We start from the raw sequence: 19,955 nt of genomic DNA on the forward strand, positions 1-19,955 counted from the left end.
GCGGCGCCCGGAGGGTGAGAGCGACGCGCCGGTGGGCGCCTGGGCGGGGGCCGAGATGGTCAAGAAGGAATGCCTTTCGGGGCACGGTGGAGACAGCAGACGGTCGACGGTACCGACCGAAAGAAAACGGGACGTTCCCACGAGGGGAACGTCCCGTTTCAGCTGAAGTCAGCGACGCATCAGCGTGACGCGCGAGCCTTCTGCAGGTTCTCGTCCAGCGTGGAGAGGAACTCCTCGGTGGTCTGCCAACCCTGGTCGGGTCCGATCAGCAGAGCGAGGTCCTTGGTCATCTGGCCGTTCTCGACGGTCTTGATGACGACGTCCTCGAGCTGCTGCGCGAAGTCGATGACCTCGGGGGTGTTGTCCAGCTTGCCGCGGTGCTCGAGACCCCGGGTCCACGCGAAGATGGACGCGATCGGGTTCGTCGAGGTGGGCTTGCCCTGCTGGTGCTGACGGTAGTGGCGCGTGACGGTGCCGTGTGCGGCCTCCGCCTCGACCGTGCGGCCGTCCGGGGTCATCAGCACGGAGGTCATCAGGCCCAGCGAGCCGTAGCCCTGCGCGACGGTGTCGGACTGGACGTCGCCGTCGTAGTTCTTGCAAGCCCAGACGTAGCCACCCTCCCACTTGAGCGAGGAGGCGACCATGTCGTCGATGAGGCGGTGCTCGTAGGTGAGTCCCGCGGCGTCGAACTCGGCCTTGAACTCGGTCTCGTAGATGTTCTGGAACTCGTCCTTGAACATGCCGTCGTAGGCCTTGAGGATGGTGTTCTTCGTGGAGAGGTACACCGGGTAGTTCTGCTGCAGGCCGTACGCGAGCGAGGCACGGGCGAAGTCCTGGATGGACTTCTTGTAGTTGTACATGCCCATGACGACGCCGCCGTCCTCGGGAATGCGGCACACCTCGTGCTGGATCGGCTCGGAGCCGTCCTCGGGGGTGTAGGTGATGGTGACGGTGCCGGCGCCGGGGACCTTGAAGTCGGTGGCGCGGTACTGGTCACCGAACGCGTGACGTCCGACGATGACCGGCTTGGTCCAACCGGGAACCAGACGCGGGACGTTGGAGATCAGGATCGGTGCACGGAAGATGGTGCCGCCGAGGATGTTACGGATGGTGCCGTTCGGGGAACGCCACATCTTCTTCAGGCCGAATTCCTCGACCCGAGCCTCGTCCGGGGTGATCGTCGCGCACTTGACGCCGACACCGTGCTTCTTGATCGCTTCTGCAGCGTCGATCGTCACCTGGTCGTCGGTCGCATCGCGATGCTCGATCCCCAGGTCGTAGTACTCCAGGTCGACATCCAGGTAGGGATGGACCAGCTTGTCTTTGATGAACTGCCAGATGATGCGAGTCATCTCGTCGCCGTCGAGTTCGACGACCTTACCTTCGACCTTGATCTTGGACATGGGGGCTTCGTGTCCTCCTAGGAAGTTTCCCTGGTTCCACGTGCACGGACCACTTTGTGGGCGGGTCCGCCAACGGTTCAATTATCAAACGTATACGGTCCGAATCTCCCGTGTGAGGGCCGACCCAAACATGACGAGCGTACTGCTATCCGCCCGGACCGCAACCACCGGGCCGGAAGCCGCATACCCTACCGCTGGGTAACTTTCCCCACCTCAGGGCCGTGAGCGGGGTCGCGGCCGACGTCAGAGGCGGTCGACGGCCTCACCCTCAGGAGCGACGGGCCTCGACACGACCCAACGTCGGTAGGCCAGGGCCAGCAGGGCCAGCCACACCGCGCCGACCACGAGCGCAACCCGGGTGTCGGCGTCGAAGGCCAGCACGACGACCACGAAGAGCAGGAACCCGATCGCCAGCAACTGCCCGTACGGCCAGAACGGCACCGGGAACTTCAGGGCCGCCGCCTCCTCGGACGTCATCTGCTTCCGCGAGCGGTACTGGGCGAACAGGATCATCAACCAGACGAAGATGGTGGCGAAGGTCGCAATCGACGCGATGACGAGGAAGACCCGATCCGGGATCAGATAGTTGAGCAACACCCCGACCAGCAGCGTGGCGATCATGATGACCACCGTCATCCAGGGAACCCCGTTGCGGGACACCCGCCGCATCACCGCGGGCGCCTGACCGCGCTGCGCCATGCCGTACATCATCCGGCCCGCACCGAAGATGTCGCTGTTGATCGCCGACAGCGCGGCGGTGATCACCACGACGTTCAGCACCGCCGCGGCCCCGCCGATGCCGAGACTCTGGAAGATCTCGACGAACGGGCTACCCTCGGATCCGATGTCCTGCCACGGGGTGATCGCCATGATCACGGCCAACGTGAGTACGTAGAAGAGGATGATCCGGACCGGCACCGTGTTGATCGCCTTGGGCACCGTCCGCTCCGGGTCCTCGGCCTCACCCGCGGTGATACCGATGATCTCCGTGCCACCGAAAGCGAACATCACGATCGCGAAGCAGCCGACGAATCCGCCGAACCCGGTGGCGAAGAACCCGCCGTTGTCCCACAGGTTCGACACGCCTTCGCTGGTGTCGTGGAGCCCGAAACCGAACACCAGGACCGCGACACCACCGGCGATCATCGCCACGATCGCCACGATCTTGACGATCGTGAACCAGAACTCCACTTCACCGAAGACCTTGACGCTGAGCAGGTTGATCGCCCCGATGAAGAAGACGACGGCCAGCACCCAGATCCACCGTGGCACGTCGGGGAACCAGAAGCCCATGTAGACGCCGAGGGCGGTCACGTCGGCCAGGCAGACCACGATCATCTCGAACGTGTAGGTCCAGCCCGTCACGAAACCGGCGAGCGGACCCAGGTGCTTGCTGGCGTACTCGCCGAACGACCCCGTCACCGGGTTGCTCACCGCCATCTCGCCGAGCGCGCGGAGCACGATGTAGATCGCCGCGCCGCCGATCAGGTACGCCAGCAGCACGGCCGGCCCCGCCCGGTGGATGGCCTCCGAGGAACCGTAGAAGAGCCCGGTCCCGATGGCGGAGCCGAGCGCGATGAAGCGGATGTGGCGCGCTGTGAGGCCGCGGGTCAGTGCCGCGGCGGTGTCTTTCACAATCGAACTCTCTGGAACGGGGCGGTTACGGCTGAGGCGCTGCGTCGACCGAAAGACTACTTCTGTGGGCCACGTCACCGGCCGTGCGATATGTCCAGTCCCGAATCCGCATTCGACGCGAGGAGGGGTACGTCACATTCGCCCGACCCGTTTCTCCCCGCCCTCCTTCCAACCGCGCGGTCGATACCGCTACTATCGGCGACAGGTCATGAGTGCCAGCGTCAAGCCCCGGCTCGCTGGTCGGCAACCCTCCAACCGCGGTGGGGTGCCCCGGGTGATGACCAGGTTTCCCGGCGAGAGCCGGGTGACAAGCGCGGGTCCGCTGGGACGGACCCACTGACCGGGCCATGCCCCACCGGAGGTTTCTCATGTGTTGTTGTCGCAGATAGCCCAGTCATTCCGGCGCGCGTATGCCGCCGCGCCGTCTCATCACCTCCCGAAACCTGGAGTAGACGACTCATGACCGACATCACGGACGCCTCGACCACCTGGAGCTTCGAGACGAAGCAGATCCATGCCGGCCAGCTGCCCGACGGCACCACCAACGCCCGCGCGTTGCCGATCTACCAGACCACCTCGTACACGTTCAACAGCACCGATCACGCGGCTGCGCTGTTCGGGCTGGCCGAGCCGGGCAACATCTACACCCGCATCATGAACCCGACGCAGGACGCGGTCGAGCAGCGGATCGCCGCGCTCGAGGGCGGCGTCGCGGCGCTGCTCCTGTCGTCCGGCCAGGCCGCCGAGACGTTCGCGATCCTCAACCTCGCCGAGGCCGGGGACCACATCGTGTCGAGCCCGCGCCTGTACGGCGGCACGTACAACCTGTTCCACTACTCGCTGCGCAAGCTGGGCATCGAGGTCTCGTTCGTCGAGGACCCCGACGACATCGAGCAGTGGCGTGCCGCGATCCGCCCGAACACCAAGGCGTTCTACGGCGAGTCCATCTCCAACCCGCGCAACGACATCCTCGACATTCCGGGGATCTCGAAGGTGGCGCACGAGAACGGCATCCCGCTGATCGTCGACAACACGGTCGCGTCCCCGTACCTGATCCGTCCGTTCGAGCACGGCGCGGACATCGTGGTCCACTCGGCCACCAAGTACCTCGGCGGCCACGGCACCGCGGTCGCCGGCGTCATCGTCGACGGCGGCAAGTTCGACTGGACGCAGGGCCGGCACACCAACTTCACCACCGCCGACCCGAGCTACCACGGCGTCGTCTACGCGGACCTCGGCGCACCGGCGTTCGCCCTCAAGGCGCGTGTGCAGCTGCTGCGCGACCTGGGGTCGGCCATCTCGCCGTTCAACGCGTTCCTCATCGCACAGGGCATCGAGACGCTGAGCCTGCGGATGGAGCGCCACGTCGCGAACGCCAAGGCCGTCGCCGAGTACCTCGAGGCCCGTCCGGAGGTCTCGTCGGTGTCCTACGCCGGGCTGCCGTCGTCGCCGTGGCACGAGCGCTCCAAGACGATCGCCCCGCGCGGCACCGGCGCCATCGTCGCGTTCGAGCTGGCCGGTGGCGTCGACGCCGGCAAGAAGTTCGTCAACGCCCTCACGCTGCACAGCCATGTCGCCAACATCGGTGACGTGCGGTCGCTGGTGATCCATCCGGCCTCGACCACCCACTCGCAGCTGACTCCCGCCGAGCAGCTCGCGTCCGGCGTCACCCCCGGCCTGGTTCGTCTCGCTGTCGGCATCGAAGGCATCGACGACATCCTCGCCGACCTCGATGCCGGGTTCGCGGCGGCGGCATCTTGACCGTCAGCTCCGTTCGCAACGCCCGTCCGGCCGGATTCCCTCCGCCGGACGGGCAGTTGGGCACTGTCCACATCGGCTCGATCGAACTCGAGAGCGGTGCGGTACTGCCCGACGTCACGCTGGCCGTCCAGCGGTGGGGTGAACTGGCCCCCAACCGCGACAACGTGATCCTGGTCGAGCACGCCCTGACCGGCGATTCCCACGTCACCGGGCCGGCCGACGACGAACACCCCTCCCCCGGCTGGTGGGACGGCATGGTCGGGCCCGGCGCGCCGATCGACACCAACGAGTGGTGTGTGCTCGCCACCAACGTGCTGGGCGGCTGCCGCGGCACCACCGGCCCGGGTTCGCTCGCGGCCGACGGCTCGCCGTGGGGCTCGCGGTTCCCCTCGATCTCCATCCGCGATCAGGTGACCGCCGAGGTCGCGCTCGCGGACCTGCTCGGCATCGAGCGCCTGTCTTCCGTCGTCGGTGGGTCGATGGGCGGCATGCGCGCACTCGAATGGGTTGTCGGGCATCCCGATCGGGTCGATTCTGCACTGATCCTCGCGGTGGGCGCACGCGCCACCGCGGATCAGATCGGCACCCAGACCACACAGATGGCGGCCATCGAGGCCGATCCCGACTGGCAGGGCGGGAACTACCACGGCACCGGGCGCGTCCCGACGACCGGACTGCGTCTGGCCCGGCGAATCGCGCACCTGACGTACCGCACCGAGAACGAGCTGGACTCGCGTTTCGCGAACGGTAGCCAGGGTGACGAGAACCCTTGGGACGGTGGACGTTACGCGGTCCAGAGCTACCTCGAGCATCAGGCCGACAAGCTGGTCTCCCGGTTCGACCCGAGCACGTACGTGCTGCTCACCGAGGCCATGAACCGGCACGACGTCGGACGCGGACGCGGCGGTATCGCGGCGGCACTCGCGTCGACGCGCGTTCCGGTGATCGTCGGTGGCGTCGACTCGGATCGGCTGTACCCGCTGCGGCTGCAGCAGGAGCTCGCGGACGGACTGCCCGGCAGCGACCGGCTGCGGGTCCTCGAGTCGAAGGACGGCCACGACGGCTTCCTCACCGAGGCCGACGCGGTGGCCGAATTGTTGAAGGAGACGATGGAGTTGGCGCGCGCGGCGCGCTGATCCGGCAGGGTAGGTCCGGGCGATCCGCTCGGCGCGTCAGTCGGTCCCGAGCGGATCGATCGAGACCGCCAGCGCGAGGATGGTGACGCCGACGACCGTCATGGCCGCGACGTCGAACCCCTTGCCCCGCACCTCGAGCAGCCCGACCCGATCGGGCGACAGCACCCCACGCAGGAATGCCGCGAGCAGCATGGCGCCTCCGAGCACGAAGGCGCCACGCCGCCAGCGGTCGGCGAGAACCAACACGAATGCGGCCGCCACCACGAGGAGGACGGCCAGCATCGGTAGGTTCCGTCGCACGAACTGCATCACCGAGCAGGCCTAGTCGCGCAGACCGGCGAGCTGCTCGGCGCGCTCCACCACATTGGTGAGCAGGAACGCGCGGGTGAGCGGCCCGACCCCGCCGGGGTTCGGGGAGATGAATCCGGCGACCTCGCGGACGTCGGCGGCGACGTCGCCCCGGAGTCCGTCGGCGGTGCGGCTGACGCCCACGTCGAGCACCGCGGCACCCGGCTTGACCATGTCGGCGGTGATCAGTCCCGGCACGCCCGCGGCGGCGACGACGATGTCCGCCTGCCGCACCTGCGCCGCGAGATCACGGGTTCCGGTGTGGCACAGCGTGACCGTCGCGTTCTCCGACCGGCGCGTGAGCAGCAGTCCGATGGGCCGACCGACGGTGACGCCACGACCGACGACGACGACGTGGGCGCCGGCGATCGGGACCTCGTAGCGGCGCAGCAGGTGGACGATGCCGCGCGGGGTGCACGGCAACGGGGCCTCCTTGCCGAGGACCAGGCGACCCAGGTTCACCGGGTGCAGACCGTCGGCGTCCTTGTCGGGATCGATCCGCTCGAGGGCAGCGTTCTCGTCGAGGTGCTTGGGCAGCGGCAGCTGCACGATGTAGCCGGTGCACTCGGGGTTGGCGTTGAGTTCGTCGATGGTGGCCTCGAGCTCGGCCTGGGTGATGTCGGCGGGCAGGTCGCGGCGGATCGAGGTGATTCCGACCTTGGCGCAGTCGTTGTGCTTGCCGCGGACGTAGGCCGCCGAGCCGGGGTCGTCACCGACGAGGACGGTGCCGAGTCCGGGGGTGATGCCCTTCTCCTTCAGGGCCGCCACCCTGGCCTCGAGGTCCTCGAAAATCTCGTCGCGGGTTGCTTTGCCATCCAGGATCGTTGCAGTCACGGCGACCATTGTTCCAGGCTAGGGTGACTGCGTGACATCCGCTCCGGATCTTCGCGGTCCGCGTGTCCTGCTGACGCCCGTCCGGCCCGTCCATCGCGACCGGTTGCGTGAGATCCACAGCTCCCCCGCGGTGCGCCGGTGGTGGCAGGTTCCCGCCGACGACTGGCCCTCCCCCGAGCCCGGCACCGTCGGATACGCCGTTCTGCTCGACGACCGCGTCGTGGGGTTCGTGCAGTGGTACGAGGAGACGGATCCCGAGTTCCGCCACGCCGGCGTGGACCTGTTCCTCGATGCGGCCGTGCACGGCCGCGGGCTGGGCACCGAGGTGGTGCGGGTGCTGTGCACGCATCTGGTGGACGACCACGGCTTTCATCGGATCGTCATCGACCCCGAGGCCGCGAACACGGTGGCGATCGCGTGCTATCGCAAGGTGGGATTCCGGGACGTCGGCGTCATGCGCGAGTACTGCAAGAGCGCGGACGGCGTGTGGCGCGACGGGCTGCTGATGGATCTGCTGGCCCGCGAACTGGTGCGCTGACCGCGCGTCCTCACCACAGTTCGACGACGAGTCCGTGCGCCGCCGCGTAGGCCACCGCCTGCGTCAGCTCCACCTGGGTCTTGTCGAGCTTCGCGGCCGTCCACAGTCCGGCGTCGACGTGCGCCCCGCGCAGGTCGGCGCCCTCGAGACGCGCTCCTTCGACGCGAGCACCGAGCAGGTCCACCGACCGCAGGATCGCGCCGCGCAGGTCCGCCTGCACCAGGTTGGCCTCCCGGAACCGGGAGTCGGTGAAGTCCAGCCCGCGCAGGTCGGCGCCGCCCATCGACACCAACGTGAAGTCGACCTCGTCGATCAGCAGCGGCCGCAGCTGACAGTCGACGAACACCGAACCGAGCAGACTGCAGTTGCGGAAGCTACTGTGCCACAAGGTTGTCCGCGCGAACATGCACGACCGGAACGCGCTGCCGTGGTGATGCGAGTCGGTGAGATCCGCCCCGGTGAAGTCGCACTCGGTGAAGACGGCGAACTCGGTCCGCAACTCGGACAGGTCGGCGTCCCGGAACGAGCACGCGATGTAGTGGTGCCTGCTCCAGTTCTCCCGCGACATGCGGGCATCGGAGAAGTCCTCCCCGACGATCTCGTGGGCTCGGGTGTCCATACCTCCATGGTGCTCCCGACCACCGACAGTGTCCGGGACACCCGCGGCGTCGGCTCCCGCCGGGTGCGATGTGGGCCGCGCTCGCGAAATGCCCCATCACCCGCCTTTGTCGACGCTAGGGTGACGGTGCAATTGCAACACGAGGGGGAGAAGAGTAGATGCCACCTGTCTACGGTCCGCAGGAGTACCCGGTCGAGCCTGTACCGGAGCCCACACCGGATCAGCTCCAACGCGAGGCGTGGATCGAGGAGGGGCGCCGGCAGGCCGAGGCCGCGTATCACGCCCAGCACGGGCAGCCTCCGCAGTACGGGTTCCGCCCGAACGAGCAGTACCCACAGGGATCCCACCCACAGGGGTACCACCCGCAGGCGTACCACCAGCAGCCGCCGCAGCCCCAGTACCAGTTCCAGCCGCAGTTCCAGCCCCAGACAATTCAGCAGTCGGTGGTGGTGAACAACCGGAGCCGCGGCTGCAACCATCCACTCCACCTGCTCCTGACGATCCTGACGCTGGGCCTCTGGCTCCCCATCTGGATCCTCTGTGCCATCTTCCAGCGATAGGACGGCACTCGACCCGACCCGGACGGCGAGCGATAGGGTCCGTGCGTGTTCCGAGTGATGTTCCACGAGCCCCGCATCCCACCCAATACCGGCAACGCGATCCGCATGGTCGCCGGTACCGGCTGCGAACTGCACCTCGTGGGGCCGCTGGGGTTCGATCTGTCGGAACCGAAGCTTCGCCGCGCCGGCCTCGACTACCACGATCTGGCGTCGGTGACCGTGCACGAGAATCTCGAGGCGGCGTGGGCGGCGCTGAATCCGGACCGCGTGTTCGCGTTCACGGCGCACGCGTCGACCTCGTACGCCGACATCGCGTACCGGGTCGGCGACGTCCTGTTGTTCGGGCCCGAGCCGACGGGCCTGTCGGAGGAGGTCCTCGCCGACCCGCACGTGAGCGCGCACGTGCGGATCCCGATGGTGCCCGGACGGCGGTCGCTGAACCTGTCCAATGCCGCTGCCGTCGTGACGTACGAGGCGTGGCGGCAGCACGGCTTCGCCGGAGGCGAATAACAGCACGAGCGCCGGAGGCAAATAAACGGCACGAGCGCCGGAGGCGTCTAGCTTCCCGTCCGGGCGATGTCGAGGAAGTCGCGGGCGGCGCCGCGCAGTCCGCGGGATTCGTCCCACACCGCGAGCAGTCGTCGCGGCATCCGTAGCCCCTCCACCTCGACGGATGAGAGGCGACCGTCGTTGAGGTCGGCTTCGACCGCGAGCGACGACACCACGGCGGGCGCGTTGCCCGCGACGACGGCCGCCTTGACCGCGGTGCACGACGTCAGTTCCAGCAACGGCTCGACGCATCCGGGCACGGCGTGCTCGAGTGTCGTGCGGGTGCCGGACCCCGATTCGCGCTGGATCAGAGCGGTGGCCGCGAGTTCGCTCCGCGCGATCGGCGCGCGGGAGATCCAGGTGTGGCCGGGCGGAACGATCACGACCAGTTCGTCACGCGCCACTTCCACGGACCGCAGTCCGTCGGGGACCACGGGGCCTTCGACGAAGCCGAGGTCGGCGCCTCCCGCCCGCACCTGCGCGGCGACGTCGGTGGAGTTGAGCAGGCGAACCGAGGTGACGACGTTCGGGTGCTTGCGCCGCATCGTGACCGTCCAGGCCGGCACGAGGTACTCGGCGATGGTCATGCTGGCCGCGACGGTGAGGTTTGCCTCCATCTCGTCGCGCAGCGCCGCGACTCCGGACGCGAGTTCCTCGGCGGAGTCGAGGATCGCGGACGCCCATTCCAGGATCAGCGCCCCCTCGGCGGTGGGCTGGACGCCGCCGGAGCCGCGGTCGAACACGCGGATCCCGAGCTGGCGTTCCGCGGAGCGCACGCGCGCGCTGACGGCCTGCTGGCTGAGTCCGTGCTCGCGCCCGGCGGCCCCCATGCTCCCGAGCCGACCCACCGCGACCAGCACGTCCAGCGCGGCGAGTTCGGGTACACGGTTCGAAAGCGGCATACCACCAGGCTAGCCCCACAAAGCGCGTTTGTACCCCGTCTATCCCAAGGCTTCTACCGGGGACAACGATGAAACGGGAGAGTTGGTGCCATGCTCACAGCAACACGTCTGGCCCACCTGACACCCAATTGGTTCGCCGTGGTGATGGGAACCGGCATCATCGCCGTCGCGACGGCGTCGCTGCCGGTCAACCTGCCGGGTCGGCACGCGATCGCCCTCGGCTTCTGGCTGCTGGCGACCGTCCTCCTCGCGGTGCTCGTGACCGCGTTCGCCGTCCATTGGGTGCGCCACACCGAGCATGCTCGCGGCTATGCCCGCAGCGCCGGAATGTTCCCGTTCTACGGTGCCCTGCCGATGGCGGTCCTCACCGTGGGGGCGGGGACGGCCGCGGTCGGTTCGACCGTGATCGCCGCCGACGTGGCCTTCGCCGTCGCCGGCGCGCTGTGGGCGATCGGGACCGCCGGCGGGCTTCTGACCTGCGCGGTGATGGCGAAGCGGTTGCAGGCGGTCGCCGACCGCGGCACACCGGTCCCGGCCTGGCTCATGCCCGTCGTTCCGCCGATGGTCTCGGCGGCGACCGGTGCCGCCCTGGTGAACCACCTGCCGGGGGGCTGGCCGCGGGTGGCGCTGCTGATCGGCTGCTACGCACTGTTCACGCTCGCGCTGGTCTTCGCGCTGGGCATCATGGTGATGGTCGGGGCCGAGTTCCGCGAGCGGGGACTCCCGCCGCTGCAGGCCCTGCCGACGATGTGGATTCCGCTCGGCATCGTCGGACAGTCGATCGCGGCCGCCAATCTGCTGGGCACCGCGGCCGAGAGCGCCGTCGATCACCGCGTCGCGGACGCCCTGCACATCTTCGGGCTCGGCTACGGGCTGCTGATGGGCACCGTCATGATCGTCGCGCTGACCGCGGTCGGCACGGTGACCGCCCGCGCGTTCCGCAGGGGTCTGACCTTCACCATGAGCTGGTGGAGCTTCACCTTCCCGGTCGGTGCCTGCGCGGTCGGGATGGGCGCCTTCGGTGTCGCCGGCGACTTCGAGATCCCGCGACTGCTGTCGGCCGGACTGCTGTGCGCCCTGGTCGTCGCCTGGTGTGTGGTGGCGGTGCGCACCGCACACAAGGTTCGGACCAGGGCGCTGCCGGCGCCGGCGTGAGCCGTCTGTCAGGTGAGGGCGTCGATGGCGGCCCGGAGTCGGACCGTCGCCTCGGCGGCGACGGGCTCGAGTCCGGGCTCGTCGGTCACCTCGACCATCAGGGCCGGGTTCATGGCCTCGACGATGACGCCGTCGCCGTCGGCGCGGACGACGACGTTGCACGGCAGCAGCAGGCCGATCTGCCGGTCCACGCCGACCGCGCGATGCGCGAGCTGCGGATTGCAGGCGCCGAGGATGACGTACGGCTCCATCTCGGCGCCGATCTTCGTCTTCAGCGTGGCCTGCATGTCGATCTCGGTGAGCACACCGAAACCCTGCTCCTGCAACGCGGCCCGCGTCTTGGCGATCGCGTCGTCGAACTCGGTGTTCAAGCGCGTCGAGATTCCCAGTTCCATCACTGACTCCTCACGGTTGTCGGTTCGGCTCCCGGCGATCGGGCCTGGATGTCAGGCCAGTGCCAGGAACAGCTTCTCCAGTTCGGCCTCGGTCAGCGGCTCGGACGCCTTCCCGTCGCCGGCCAGGCACTCGCGCAGACCGGTGGCGACGATCTTGAATCCGGCGCGGTCCAGTGCCCGGGACACCGCGGCCAGCTGGGTCACGACGTCCTTGCAGTCGCGGCCGTTCTCGATCATCGAGATGACGCCCGCCAGCTGCCCCTGCGCGCGGCGCAGTCGGTTGAGCACCAGGGCGATGCTCTCTTCGTCTCCGGTCATGGGACCTCCTAGTTCTCCGTCCAGATTACCCACAGGGGTATCCGGCCGGATCCGGCTGTGACAACGATCATCGGCCGGATCCGGTCCGGAATCACCCGTGCGAGAACGTGATGTTCGGCAGCGCCTTGCGCAGCCAGTGCGGCGACCACCAGGCTGCGTTGCCGGTCAGGCGCAGCAGCACCGGCAGCAGCACCAGACGGATCAGCACCGCGTCGAGCAGCACCGCGACACCGAGCAGGATGCCCATCTCCTTCGGCGGCAGCGGCTCGGCCAGCGCGAAGCTGAAGAACACGCCCACCATGACGGCGGCTGCCGCGAAGATCACCCGGCCGGAGTGTGCCATGCCGCCGATCTGGGCCCGCCGGGCGTCACCGGTCTTCTCGTACTGCTCCTTGACCGTCGACAGCAGGAACACCGTGTAGTCCATCGCGATCGCGAAGATCATCGCGAAGAAGAACACCGGACCCCAACCGTCGAGGAAGCCCTGCGGTTCGAAGCCGAGCAGCCCGGACAGGTGACCGTCCTGGAAGATCAGCTTCGAGACACCGAACGCGGCGGCGGTCGACAGCAGGCTCACCACGGTGCCGATCAGCGAGACCAGCGGGGCCTGCAGTGCCACGAGCAGCAGCAGGAAGCCGAGCACCAGGATGACGCCGATGACGAGCGGCAGGTAGTCGTTCAACGCCTGCTGCAGGTCCAGGTTCTCCGCCGGCGCGCCGCCGACGAGGGCACTGTCGGGCAGGTTCGCGCGCAACTGATCGAGCGTTGCGCCGAGCGCCGGGTCCGACGGGTCCACCGTCGGCAACGCCTGCATCAGTGTCAGGTCGGAGCCGTCGGTCGCGGGCATCGCGGGGGTCACCGCGGCGACACCGTCGACTGTCGCCGCGGTCTCGGCGACGGCCTGCGCATCGGACTCGGGCACCACGATCTGCAGCGCACCCGGTGCGCCGACGCCCATCTGCTCCTGCACCAGTTCGTAGCCCTGACGGACGGGGGCGTCCTCCGGGACCACCTGGATGGACGGCATCGCGACCTTCAACCCGCCGAGCGGGATCGCGAGTCCGATCAGGATCGCGACGGCGCCGACCGCGAACGGCCACGGGTGCCGGTCCAGCAGCCGTCCCCACTTCGCGAACAGCGGCGAGCCGTCCTTCTGGTTCTGCTGCTTCTTGGCGTACGGCAGCGAGCCGGCGTTGACCTTGCGGCCCAGCTTGGCCAGGACCGCCGGCAGCAGCGTCAGGGTCGCTGCGAGCACGAACACGACCGCGAGCATGATGCCGACCGCCATCGTCCGGACCGCGGGCGCGGGCACCAGCAGCACGGCAGACAGGCTCACCAGCACCGTCAGCCCGGACAGCAGCACGGCCTTGCCGGCGGTGTCCATCGTCTCCGCGACCGCGAGCCGCGCATCGGCCTTGGCGCGCAACGCCTCCCGGAAGCGGACCACCAGGAACAGCGCGTAGTCGATACCGAGGGCGAGGGCGAACATCATCGCGAAGTTCATGGCCCACACCGAGATCGGCGTGATCTCGTTGAGCAGCACCAGGCCGCCCGCCGACGCGACCAGCCCCGCAAGGGTCAACAGCAGCGGCAGACCGGCCGCGACGAGCGAGCCGAACGCGAGCACCATGATGCCGAGCGTGACGGGCCACGACATCATCTCGGCCTTGATCATCGCCTCGTGGTTGGCCTTGTTGAAGTCGCTCCACAGCGCCGACGCACCGGTCGGGTAGACCTCGATGCCGTCGCCGGACAACGCGGTCAGGTCACCGCCCAGATCGTCGACCGCGCGCACCATCTCGTCGGTGTTCGCGTTCGCGCCGGCCACCAGGATCCCGGTGTGGCCGTCGGGGCTGATCGTCATGCCGGGCTGCGGCGGGATCACCTCGCCGATGCGGGCGTCGGCCGTCAGGATCGACGTGGCCTCGCCCAGCACCTGTTGCACGGCCGGGTCGTCCAGTGGCTTGTCGTCGGAGTGGACGACGACCTGGACGGCGGACGACGCGTTGCCGCCGAAGTGCTCCTGCGCGAGTTCACGGACCTGCACCGACTCGGAGCCGTTGGCCTGCCAGCCGGCGCCGGCGAGCGAACTGAACACCGACGGTGCGGCGGCGCCGAGCGCGACGACCAGCACGAGCCACGCGGTGATCACCCACTTGAAGTTGCCCGCCATCGCGGCGCCGAGCCGGGCGAGCGGGCCGCCGACGGGCTCGGCGGCTGGCGGCGAGGCTTCTCGCTGCTGTCCGGTGGTGGTCATGGGGATGCCTTTCAGGTTCTGGATCGATGGAAAAAATACGGGTGGGGGTATATGAGCGGGCCAAAGAGAACCCGGTCGAGAACCACTCGGTTTCGACCGGGTTCCGGTGGGGCTAGCTGCCGGACTCGACGGTACGGCCGGACTGCAGCCACGCCATGGTGCCGCCGGCCACGTTGACGGCGTCGACGCCGCGGGCCTCGAGGTACTGCGCGGCCTGGGCGCTGCGGCCACCGGCTGCGCAGATGATGTACACGGTGCCGTCCGCCGGAACCTCGTCGACGCGTGCGACGAACTCGCTCAGCGGGATCAAGACCGCGCCGGGCACCCGCGCCTCGGCGAACTCGTCCGCCTCACGGACGTCGACGAGCGGGGCGCCGGTGGCCAGCACCGCTTCGAGTTCGGTCACGTCAATCTCGCGCATAGGGGTTCCTTCCGAATGTTCAGGGGTTCACGAGACACCGGCCGGCGCCTTCGCGCGCTGCCCTGCATCCCACGTCTTGTAGCCGCCGTCGAGGTTGGCCGCGGGCCGGCCCAGCCCTGCGAGCAGGCGCACCGCGGTGTGGCCGCGCTGGCCCACCTGGCAGTGCACGATCAGGTCTCCGGCCGGCAGTTCACCGACCCGGTCCCTGAGCTCGTCGAGCGGGACGTTCACGGCGCCCGGGACGGCGCCGGCCACGAACTCGTCGGCGGTGCGGACGTCGACGAGCGACGCGCCACCGGCGACCAGGGTATCGAGTTCGTGCCACTGGACCGTACGGGTGGAGTCGGTGCGCAGGTTGTCGGCGATGTAGCCGAGCATGTTCACCGGGTCCTTGGCCGAGCCGAACTGCGGCGCGTAGGCCAGTTCCAGATCGGCCAGGTCCGACGCGGTCAGCCCACCGGCCATCGCGGTGGCGATGATGTCGATGCGCTTGTCCACGCCCTCGCCGCCCACGGCCTGGGCGCCGAGGATGGCGTCGGTCTCGGGGTCGACGAGCAGCTTGATCGCCATCTGCTGCGCGCCCGGGTAGTAGCCGGCGTGCGATTGCGGATGGGTGTGAATCGCCCGGTAGGGCCGCCCTGCCGCGCGCAGTCGCTTCTCGTTCCAGCCGGTCGCGGTGACGATCAGCCCGAACACCCCGACGACGGCCGTGCCCGACGACGACTTGGCCCGCACCGGACGACCGGCGATGACATCGGCCACCAGCCGACCCTGCCGGTTGGCCGGGTTGGCGAGCGGGATCATCGCGGCGCCGCCGCCGACCGCGTCACGCTTCTCGACGGCGTCACCGACGGCGAAGATGTGCGGGACGGAGGTGCGCATCCGGTCGTCGACCACGACGCCACCCCGCTCCCCCAGGTCGGCGCCGACGATCTTGGCGAGCGCATTCTCGGGCCGGACGCCGATCGCCATGACGACGACGTCGGCCGGCACGGTGCGCCCGTCCGCCAGTTCCGCAGTGGTCGCGCCGATCGAGGTCAGCTGGGTGCCCAGTTCGAGGGTCACCCCGTTGTCGCGCATGCGATCGGCGACGGGGGCAGCCATCTCGGGGTCGAGCGGGGCGAGCACCTGGTCGGCGAGTTCGACGACGGTGACGTCGAGATCGCGGTGGCGCAGGTTCTCGGCGAGTTCGACGCCGATGAACCCGGCCCCGACGATGACCGCGCTGCGGGCGGATGCCATCTGCTCGACCAGCCTGTCGACATCCTGGACGTCGCGCAGGATCAGTGCGCGTTCCACGCCGGGCAGCGGCGGCACGATGGGGCTCGCGCCGGTGCTCAGGACCAGCTCGTCGTAGCTCTCGACGTAGACGCTTCCCGTGTCGAGGTCTCGAACCGTGACGGTGCGCGCGCCGGCGTCGATCGAGACGACCTCGCTGCGGACCCGGACGTCCAGCCGGAAGCGCGCGCCGAGGCTCTGCGGGGTCTGCAGCAGCAGCTCGTCGCGGTCCTCGATGACACCGCCCGCGTAGTACGGCAGACCGCAGTTCGCGAACGACACGTGCGCGCCTCGCTCGAAGACGACGATCTCCGCCGACTCGTCCAGACGACGCATGCGAGTGGCCGCGGACATGCCGCCGGCGACACCTCCGACGATGACAACCTTCACGATCTACCTCCTCGATGTTGGAGTCGAGCATACCCCAGGGGGTATATCGCGCCGTGTGAAGTCGCTCTCAGCGGAAGTCCCGGGACTTGGTCGGCATCCGCAGGTCCATCAGCTGGAGATGGTCCGCGACGATCGTCACCGCACCCTCCGCGTTCTGCACACGTCCCCGCACCAGCAGCGCCGGAGCACTGTTCGCGAGCCGGCGGTACTTCGCCCACAGCCCGACCGAGCACACGACGTTGACCATGCCGGTCTCGTCCTCGAGGTTGACGAAGGTCACCCCGGCCGCGGTCGCGGGACGCTGGCGGTGCGTCACCGCTCCCCCGACCAGCACCCGGTCCCCGTCGGGGACGTCCAGCAGACGTGACGCCGGAATCACCCCGAGGGCCTCGAGCTGCGGGCGCAGGAACTCGGTCGGATAGGTGTCCGGCGAGATCCCGGTGGCCCACACGTCGGCGGCGGCGAGTTCGATGTCGCTCATGCCGGGCAGCGTCGGCGCCCGCGTCGATGCCCCCATCCCCGGTAGCCGGTCCGGGCGCTCCCCCGCCGCGGCCCCCGCCGCCCACAGCGCCTCCCGACGCGAGATCCCGAAGCAGCCCAGCGCCCCGGACGTGGCCAGCGACTCGGCCTGCGCGGTGCTCAGCTCCACCCGCCCGGTCAGGTCCAGGAACGAGGTGAACGGACCGTCCTCGTTTCGGGCGGCGACGATCCGCTCGGCCAGTGCGGCCCCGATGTTGCGGACCTCCCCCAGCCCCAGCCGCACCTCGGTGCCGGCGGCCTCCACCGTCGCGTGCGGGAGGCTCGCGTTGACGTCGCCCCCGTGCACCGTCACCCCGTGCCGTCGGGCATCGGCGACGAGGGACTGCGGCGAGTAGAAACCCATGGGCTGCGCCCGCAGCAGCCCCGCACAGAATGCCGCCGGGTGGTGCAGCTTGAACCACGACGAGTAGAAGACCAGCGACGCGAAGCTCTGCGAATGACTTTCGGGGAAACCGAAGTTCGCGAACGCGTACAGCTTCTCGTAGATCCGGTCGGCCACGGCGCCGGTGATGCCGTGCAACTCCCGCATGCCGTCGTAGAGCCGCCCGCGCAGGCGTTCCATCTTCTCGGGCGACCGCTTGGAGCCCATCGCGCGCCGCAACTGGTCGGCCTCGGCGGCGGTGAACCCGGCGACGTCGACGGCCATCTGCATGAGCTGCTCCTGGAACAGCGGCACCCCCAGCGTGCGGCTCAGCGCCTTCTCGAGACAGGGGTGGTCGTAGGTGACGGGTTCGCGGCCGTTGCGCCGGCGGATGTAGGGGTGCACCGAGCCGCCCTGGATCGGCCCGGGCCGGATGAGCGCGACCTCGACGACGAGGTCGTAGAAGTTACGAGGCTTCAGCCGCGGCAGCGTCGCCATCTGGGCGCGCGACTCCACCTGGAACACGCCCACCGAGTCGGCGCGCTGCAGCATCTCGTAGACCGCCTGCTCGGACAGGTCGAGCTGCGCCAGGTCCACCTCGATGCCCTTGTGCTCGGCCACCAGGTCGATCATGTAGTGCAGCGCCGAGAGCATGCCGAGACCCAGCAGGTCGAACTTCACCAATCCCACTGCGGCGCAGTCGTCCTTGTCCCACTGCAGGACGCTGCGGTTCTCCATGCGTGCCCACTCGACCGGGCACACGTCGGCAATGGGTCGGTCGCAGATCACCATGCCGCCGGAGTGGATGCCGAGGTGTCGCGGAAAGCCCTCGATCTGGGCGGCCAACTCCAGTACCGCCGGGGGAATGTCGGTGCCGGTTTCTGCGCCGACGCCGCTCCACCGGCTGACCTGTTTGCTCCACGCGTCCTGCTGCCCCTGCGAGAACCCGAGCGCCCGCGCCATGTCCCGCACCGACGACTTGCCGCGGTAGGTGATGACATTGGCGACCTGCGCGGCGTACTCGCGGCCGTACTTGGTGTAGACGTGCTGGATGGCCTCCTCGCGGCGATCGGATTCGATGTCGACGTCGATGTCGGGCGGGCCGTCGCGCTCCGGCGAGAGGAATCGCTCGAACAGCAGCTGGTTGCGTACCGGGTCGACGTTGGTGATCCCGATCGCGTAGCAGACCGCCGAGTTGGCGGCCGATCCCCTTCCCTGACAGAGGATGTCGTTGTCCTTGCAGAACGAGACGATGTCGTGGACCACGAGGAAGTAGCCGGGAAAGGTGAGGCGTTCGATGATCCCGAGTTCGTGTTCGATCTGCGCGTACGCCGCCGGGTTCGACGACGGTGGCCCGTACCGTCGGCGCGCGCCCTGCATCGTCAGCTCGCGCAGCCAACTCGCCTCGGTATGCCCGTCCGGGACGTCGAACGGCGGCAGTTTCGGCGCGATGAGCCGCAGATCGAACGCGCACTCGAGCCCCAGTTCGGCAGCCCCCGACACGGCCTGCGGGTACTGCGCGAACAGCCGCGCCATCTCCACCCCCGATCGCAGGTGCGCACCGCCGGTGGGCGCGAGCCAGCCCGCGGCTTCGTCGAGGCTCTGCCGGGCCCGCACCGCGGCCATCGCCATCGCGAGCCGCCGCCGCGGCGGTCCCGCGAAGTGCGCGGCCGTGGATGCGATGACGGAAAGGCCCTGTCGCGCCGCAATTTCCGCGAGCTGCGCGTTGGTCTCGCCGTCCTCGGGCATCCCCCGATGGGTGAGCTCAACCGTGACCCGATCCGCACCGAAGCGGTCGACGAGGTCACGCAGGGCGGCATCGGCCGCGTCGGGACCACCCGCGGCGAGCGCGCCGCGTACGTGCCCCTTGCGGCACCCGGTGAGGATCTGCCAGTGCCCGCCGGCCGCATCGGTGAGGGCGTCGTAGTCGTAACGGGGCTTGCCCTTCTCCCCGCCGGCGAGATGCGCGGCCGCGATCTGCCGGGACAGTCGCCGGTAGCCCTCCTGCCCGCGGGCCAGCACCAGCAGGTGCGTGCCGTCGGGGTCCGGAGTACCGGTGCGCGGCGCGGCGCCCAGGGACAACTCGGCCCCGAACACCGTCCGCATGCCCAGCTCCTTCGCGGCCTCGGCGAAGCGGACCACGCCGTACATCCCGTCGTGGTCGGTGAGCGCGATGGCGTCCAACCCGAGACGCACCGCCTCCTCGACGAGTTCCTCGGGCGGACTCGCACCGTCGAGGAAGCTGAAGGCCGAGTGCGTGTGCAGTTCCGCGTACGGCACGGTGGCGCCGACCGGACGCTCGGCGCCGTCGGTCAGGTACGCGCCGCGTTTGCGGGACCACGCCGGGCTGTCGCTGCCGTCACCGGGGAACTGCCCCTCGTGCCGCGGGCGCCCCGACAGCACCCGTTCCATCTCCGCCCACGTCGGCGGACCGTTGCCCCAGCCCATCCAGCTGCCACCTTCCCGCAGGACAGAGGCCTGCGTGCACGGGAAGACGCGGAGGGGAAGACGCATCTTTCGAACTCATGTTCGAGTTTGACATGCGCGGGCGGCGG

18 protein-coding genes and 1 riboswitch are annotated in these 19,955 nt (G+C 69.0%); of the genes, 6 read left to right on the forward strand and 12 right to left on the reverse strand.

The window, feature by feature from the left end; translation table 11 throughout:
• Positions 1–179: 179 nt before the first annotated feature.
• Positions 180–1,403, reverse strand: a complete 1,224-nt coding sequence (locus AC1RIF_RS07810) for an NADP-dependent isocitrate dehydrogenase (protein ID WP_492600823.1) — start codon at positions 1,401–1,403, stop codon at positions 180–182.
• Between the two features lie 243 nt (positions 1,404–1,646).
• Positions 1,647–3,038 (reverse strand): amino acid permease, encoded by a 1,392-nt coding sequence (locus AC1RIF_RS07815; protein ID WP_492600824.1) that lies wholly within the window; start codon positions 3,036–3,038, stop codon positions 1,647–1,649.
• 204 nt (positions 3,039–3,242) lie between these two features.
• Positions 3,243–3,358, forward strand: a riboswitch (SAM riboswitch).
• A 139-nt stretch (positions 3,359–3,497) separates the two neighbouring features.
• Here AC1RIF_RS07815 and AC1RIF_RS07820 point away from each other — a divergent pair.
• Entirely contained in the window at positions 3,498–4,799 is a 1,302-nt protein-coding gene (locus tag AC1RIF_RS07820; protein ID WP_492600825.1) for a bifunctional o-acetylhomoserine/o-acetylserine sulfhydrylase, read from the forward strand.
• Positions 4,796–5,935 carry a homoserine O-acetyltransferase MetX gene (gene metX, locus AC1RIF_RS07825; protein WP_492600826.1) on the forward strand — a complete coding sequence of 380 codons (1,140 nt, stop codon included), beginning with the start codon at positions 4,796–4,798 and terminating at the stop codon, positions 5,933–5,935. Before AC1RIF_RS07820 ends, metX begins: the two co-directional genes overlap by 4 nt.
• Before the next feature lie 36 nt (positions 5,936–5,971).
• Here the strand turns inward: metX and AC1RIF_RS07830 are convergent, their stop codons facing one another.
• Both AC1RIF_RS07830 and AC1RIF_RS07835 read right to left on the reverse strand, forming a co-directional pair.
• Complete coding sequence (locus AC1RIF_RS07830; RefSeq protein WP_492601331.1) at positions 5,972–6,244, reverse strand: DUF3017 domain-containing protein; 273 nt, start codon at positions 6,242–6,244, stop codon at positions 5,972–5,974.
• A gap of 12 nt (positions 6,245–6,256) precedes the next feature.
• Complete coding sequence (locus AC1RIF_RS07835) at positions 6,257–7,117, reverse strand: bifunctional methylenetetrahydrofolate dehydrogenase/methenyltetrahydrofolate cyclohydrolase (RefSeq protein WP_492600827.1); 861 nt, start codon at positions 7,115–7,117, stop codon at positions 6,257–6,259.
• 31 nt (positions 7,118–7,148) lie between these two features.
• Here AC1RIF_RS07835 and AC1RIF_RS07840 point away from each other — a divergent pair, with 31 nt between their 5' ends.
• A complete protein-coding gene (locus AC1RIF_RS07840; protein WP_492600828.1) occupies positions 7,149–7,655 on the forward strand; it encodes a GNAT family N-acetyltransferase in 507 nt (168 codons plus the stop codon).
• 10 nt (positions 7,656–7,665) lie between these two features.
• Here AC1RIF_RS07840 and AC1RIF_RS07845 read toward each other — a convergent pair whose 3' ends face one another.
• Positions 7,666–8,274 carry a pentapeptide repeat-containing protein gene (locus AC1RIF_RS07845; RefSeq protein ID WP_492600829.1) on the reverse strand — a complete coding sequence of 203 codons (609 nt, stop codon included), beginning with the start codon at positions 8,272–8,274 and terminating at the stop codon, positions 7,666–7,668.
• Positions 8,275–8,432: 158 nt separating this feature from the next.
• On the opposite strand from AC1RIF_RS07845, the gene AC1RIF_RS07850 reads away from it, so the two are divergent.
• On the forward strand, positions 8,433–8,834 hold the full coding sequence (locus tag AC1RIF_RS07850; protein ID WP_492600830.1) for a hypothetical protein: 402 nt from the start codon (positions 8,433–8,435) through the stop codon (positions 8,832–8,834).
• 45 nt (positions 8,835–8,879) lie between these two features.
• Positions 8,880–9,344, forward strand: a complete 465-nt coding sequence (locus AC1RIF_RS07855; protein WP_492600831.1) for a tRNA (cytidine(34)-2'-O)-methyltransferase — start codon at positions 8,880–8,882, stop codon at positions 9,342–9,344.
• 47 nt (positions 9,345–9,391) lie between these two features.
• Here the strand turns inward: AC1RIF_RS07855 and AC1RIF_RS07860 are convergent, their stop codons facing one another.
• On the reverse strand, positions 9,392–10,285 hold the full coding sequence (locus tag AC1RIF_RS07860) for a LysR family transcriptional regulator (protein WP_492600832.1): 894 nt from the start codon (positions 10,283–10,285) through the stop codon (positions 9,392–9,394).
• A gap of 90 nt (positions 10,286–10,375) precedes the next feature.
• Between AC1RIF_RS07860 and AC1RIF_RS07865 the strand changes: the two genes are divergently transcribed.
• A complete protein-coding gene (locus AC1RIF_RS07865; RefSeq protein WP_492600833.1) occupies positions 10,376–11,440 on the forward strand; it encodes a TDT family transporter in 1,065 nt (354 codons plus the stop codon).
• An 8-nt stretch (positions 11,441–11,448) separates the two neighbouring features.
• On the opposite strand, the gene AC1RIF_RS07870 is transcribed toward AC1RIF_RS07865, so the two are convergent.
• The 6 genes from AC1RIF_RS07870 to AC1RIF_RS07895 form a co-directional block, all read right to left on the reverse strand.
• Complete coding sequence (locus AC1RIF_RS07870; protein ID WP_492600834.1) at positions 11,449–11,835, reverse strand: DUF302 domain-containing protein; 387 nt, start codon at positions 11,833–11,835, stop codon at positions 11,449–11,451.
• A gap of 51 nt (positions 11,836–11,886) precedes the next feature.
• Positions 11,887–12,153 carry a metal-sensitive transcriptional regulator gene (locus tag AC1RIF_RS07875; RefSeq protein ID WP_433606350.1) on the reverse strand — a complete coding sequence of 89 codons (267 nt, stop codon included), beginning with the start codon at positions 12,151–12,153 and terminating at the stop codon, positions 11,887–11,889.
• A 91-nt stretch (positions 12,154–12,244) separates the two neighbouring features.
• Positions 12,245–14,410 carry an MMPL family transporter gene (locus AC1RIF_RS07880; RefSeq protein WP_492600835.1) on the reverse strand — a complete coding sequence of 722 codons (2,166 nt, stop codon included), beginning with the start codon at positions 14,408–14,410 and terminating at the stop codon, positions 12,245–12,247.
• Between the two features lie 112 nt (positions 14,411–14,522).
• A complete protein-coding gene (locus AC1RIF_RS07885; protein ID WP_492600836.1) occupies positions 14,523–14,831 on the reverse strand; it encodes a rhodanese-like domain-containing protein in 309 nt (102 codons plus the stop codon).
• A gap of 27 nt (positions 14,832–14,858) precedes the next feature.
• Complete coding sequence (locus tag AC1RIF_RS07890; protein WP_492601332.1) at positions 14,859–16,502, reverse strand: FAD-dependent oxidoreductase; 1,644 nt, start codon at positions 16,500–16,502, stop codon at positions 14,859–14,861.
• A gap of 64 nt (positions 16,503–16,566) precedes the next feature.
• A complete protein-coding gene (locus tag AC1RIF_RS07895; RefSeq protein WP_492601333.1) occupies positions 16,567–19,848 on the reverse strand; it encodes an error-prone DNA polymerase in 3,282 nt (1,093 codons plus the stop codon).
• Positions 19,849–19,955: the final 107 nt, after the last annotated feature.

This window comes from Prescottella sp. GW823-FHT02E09 (assembly GCF_058797375.1).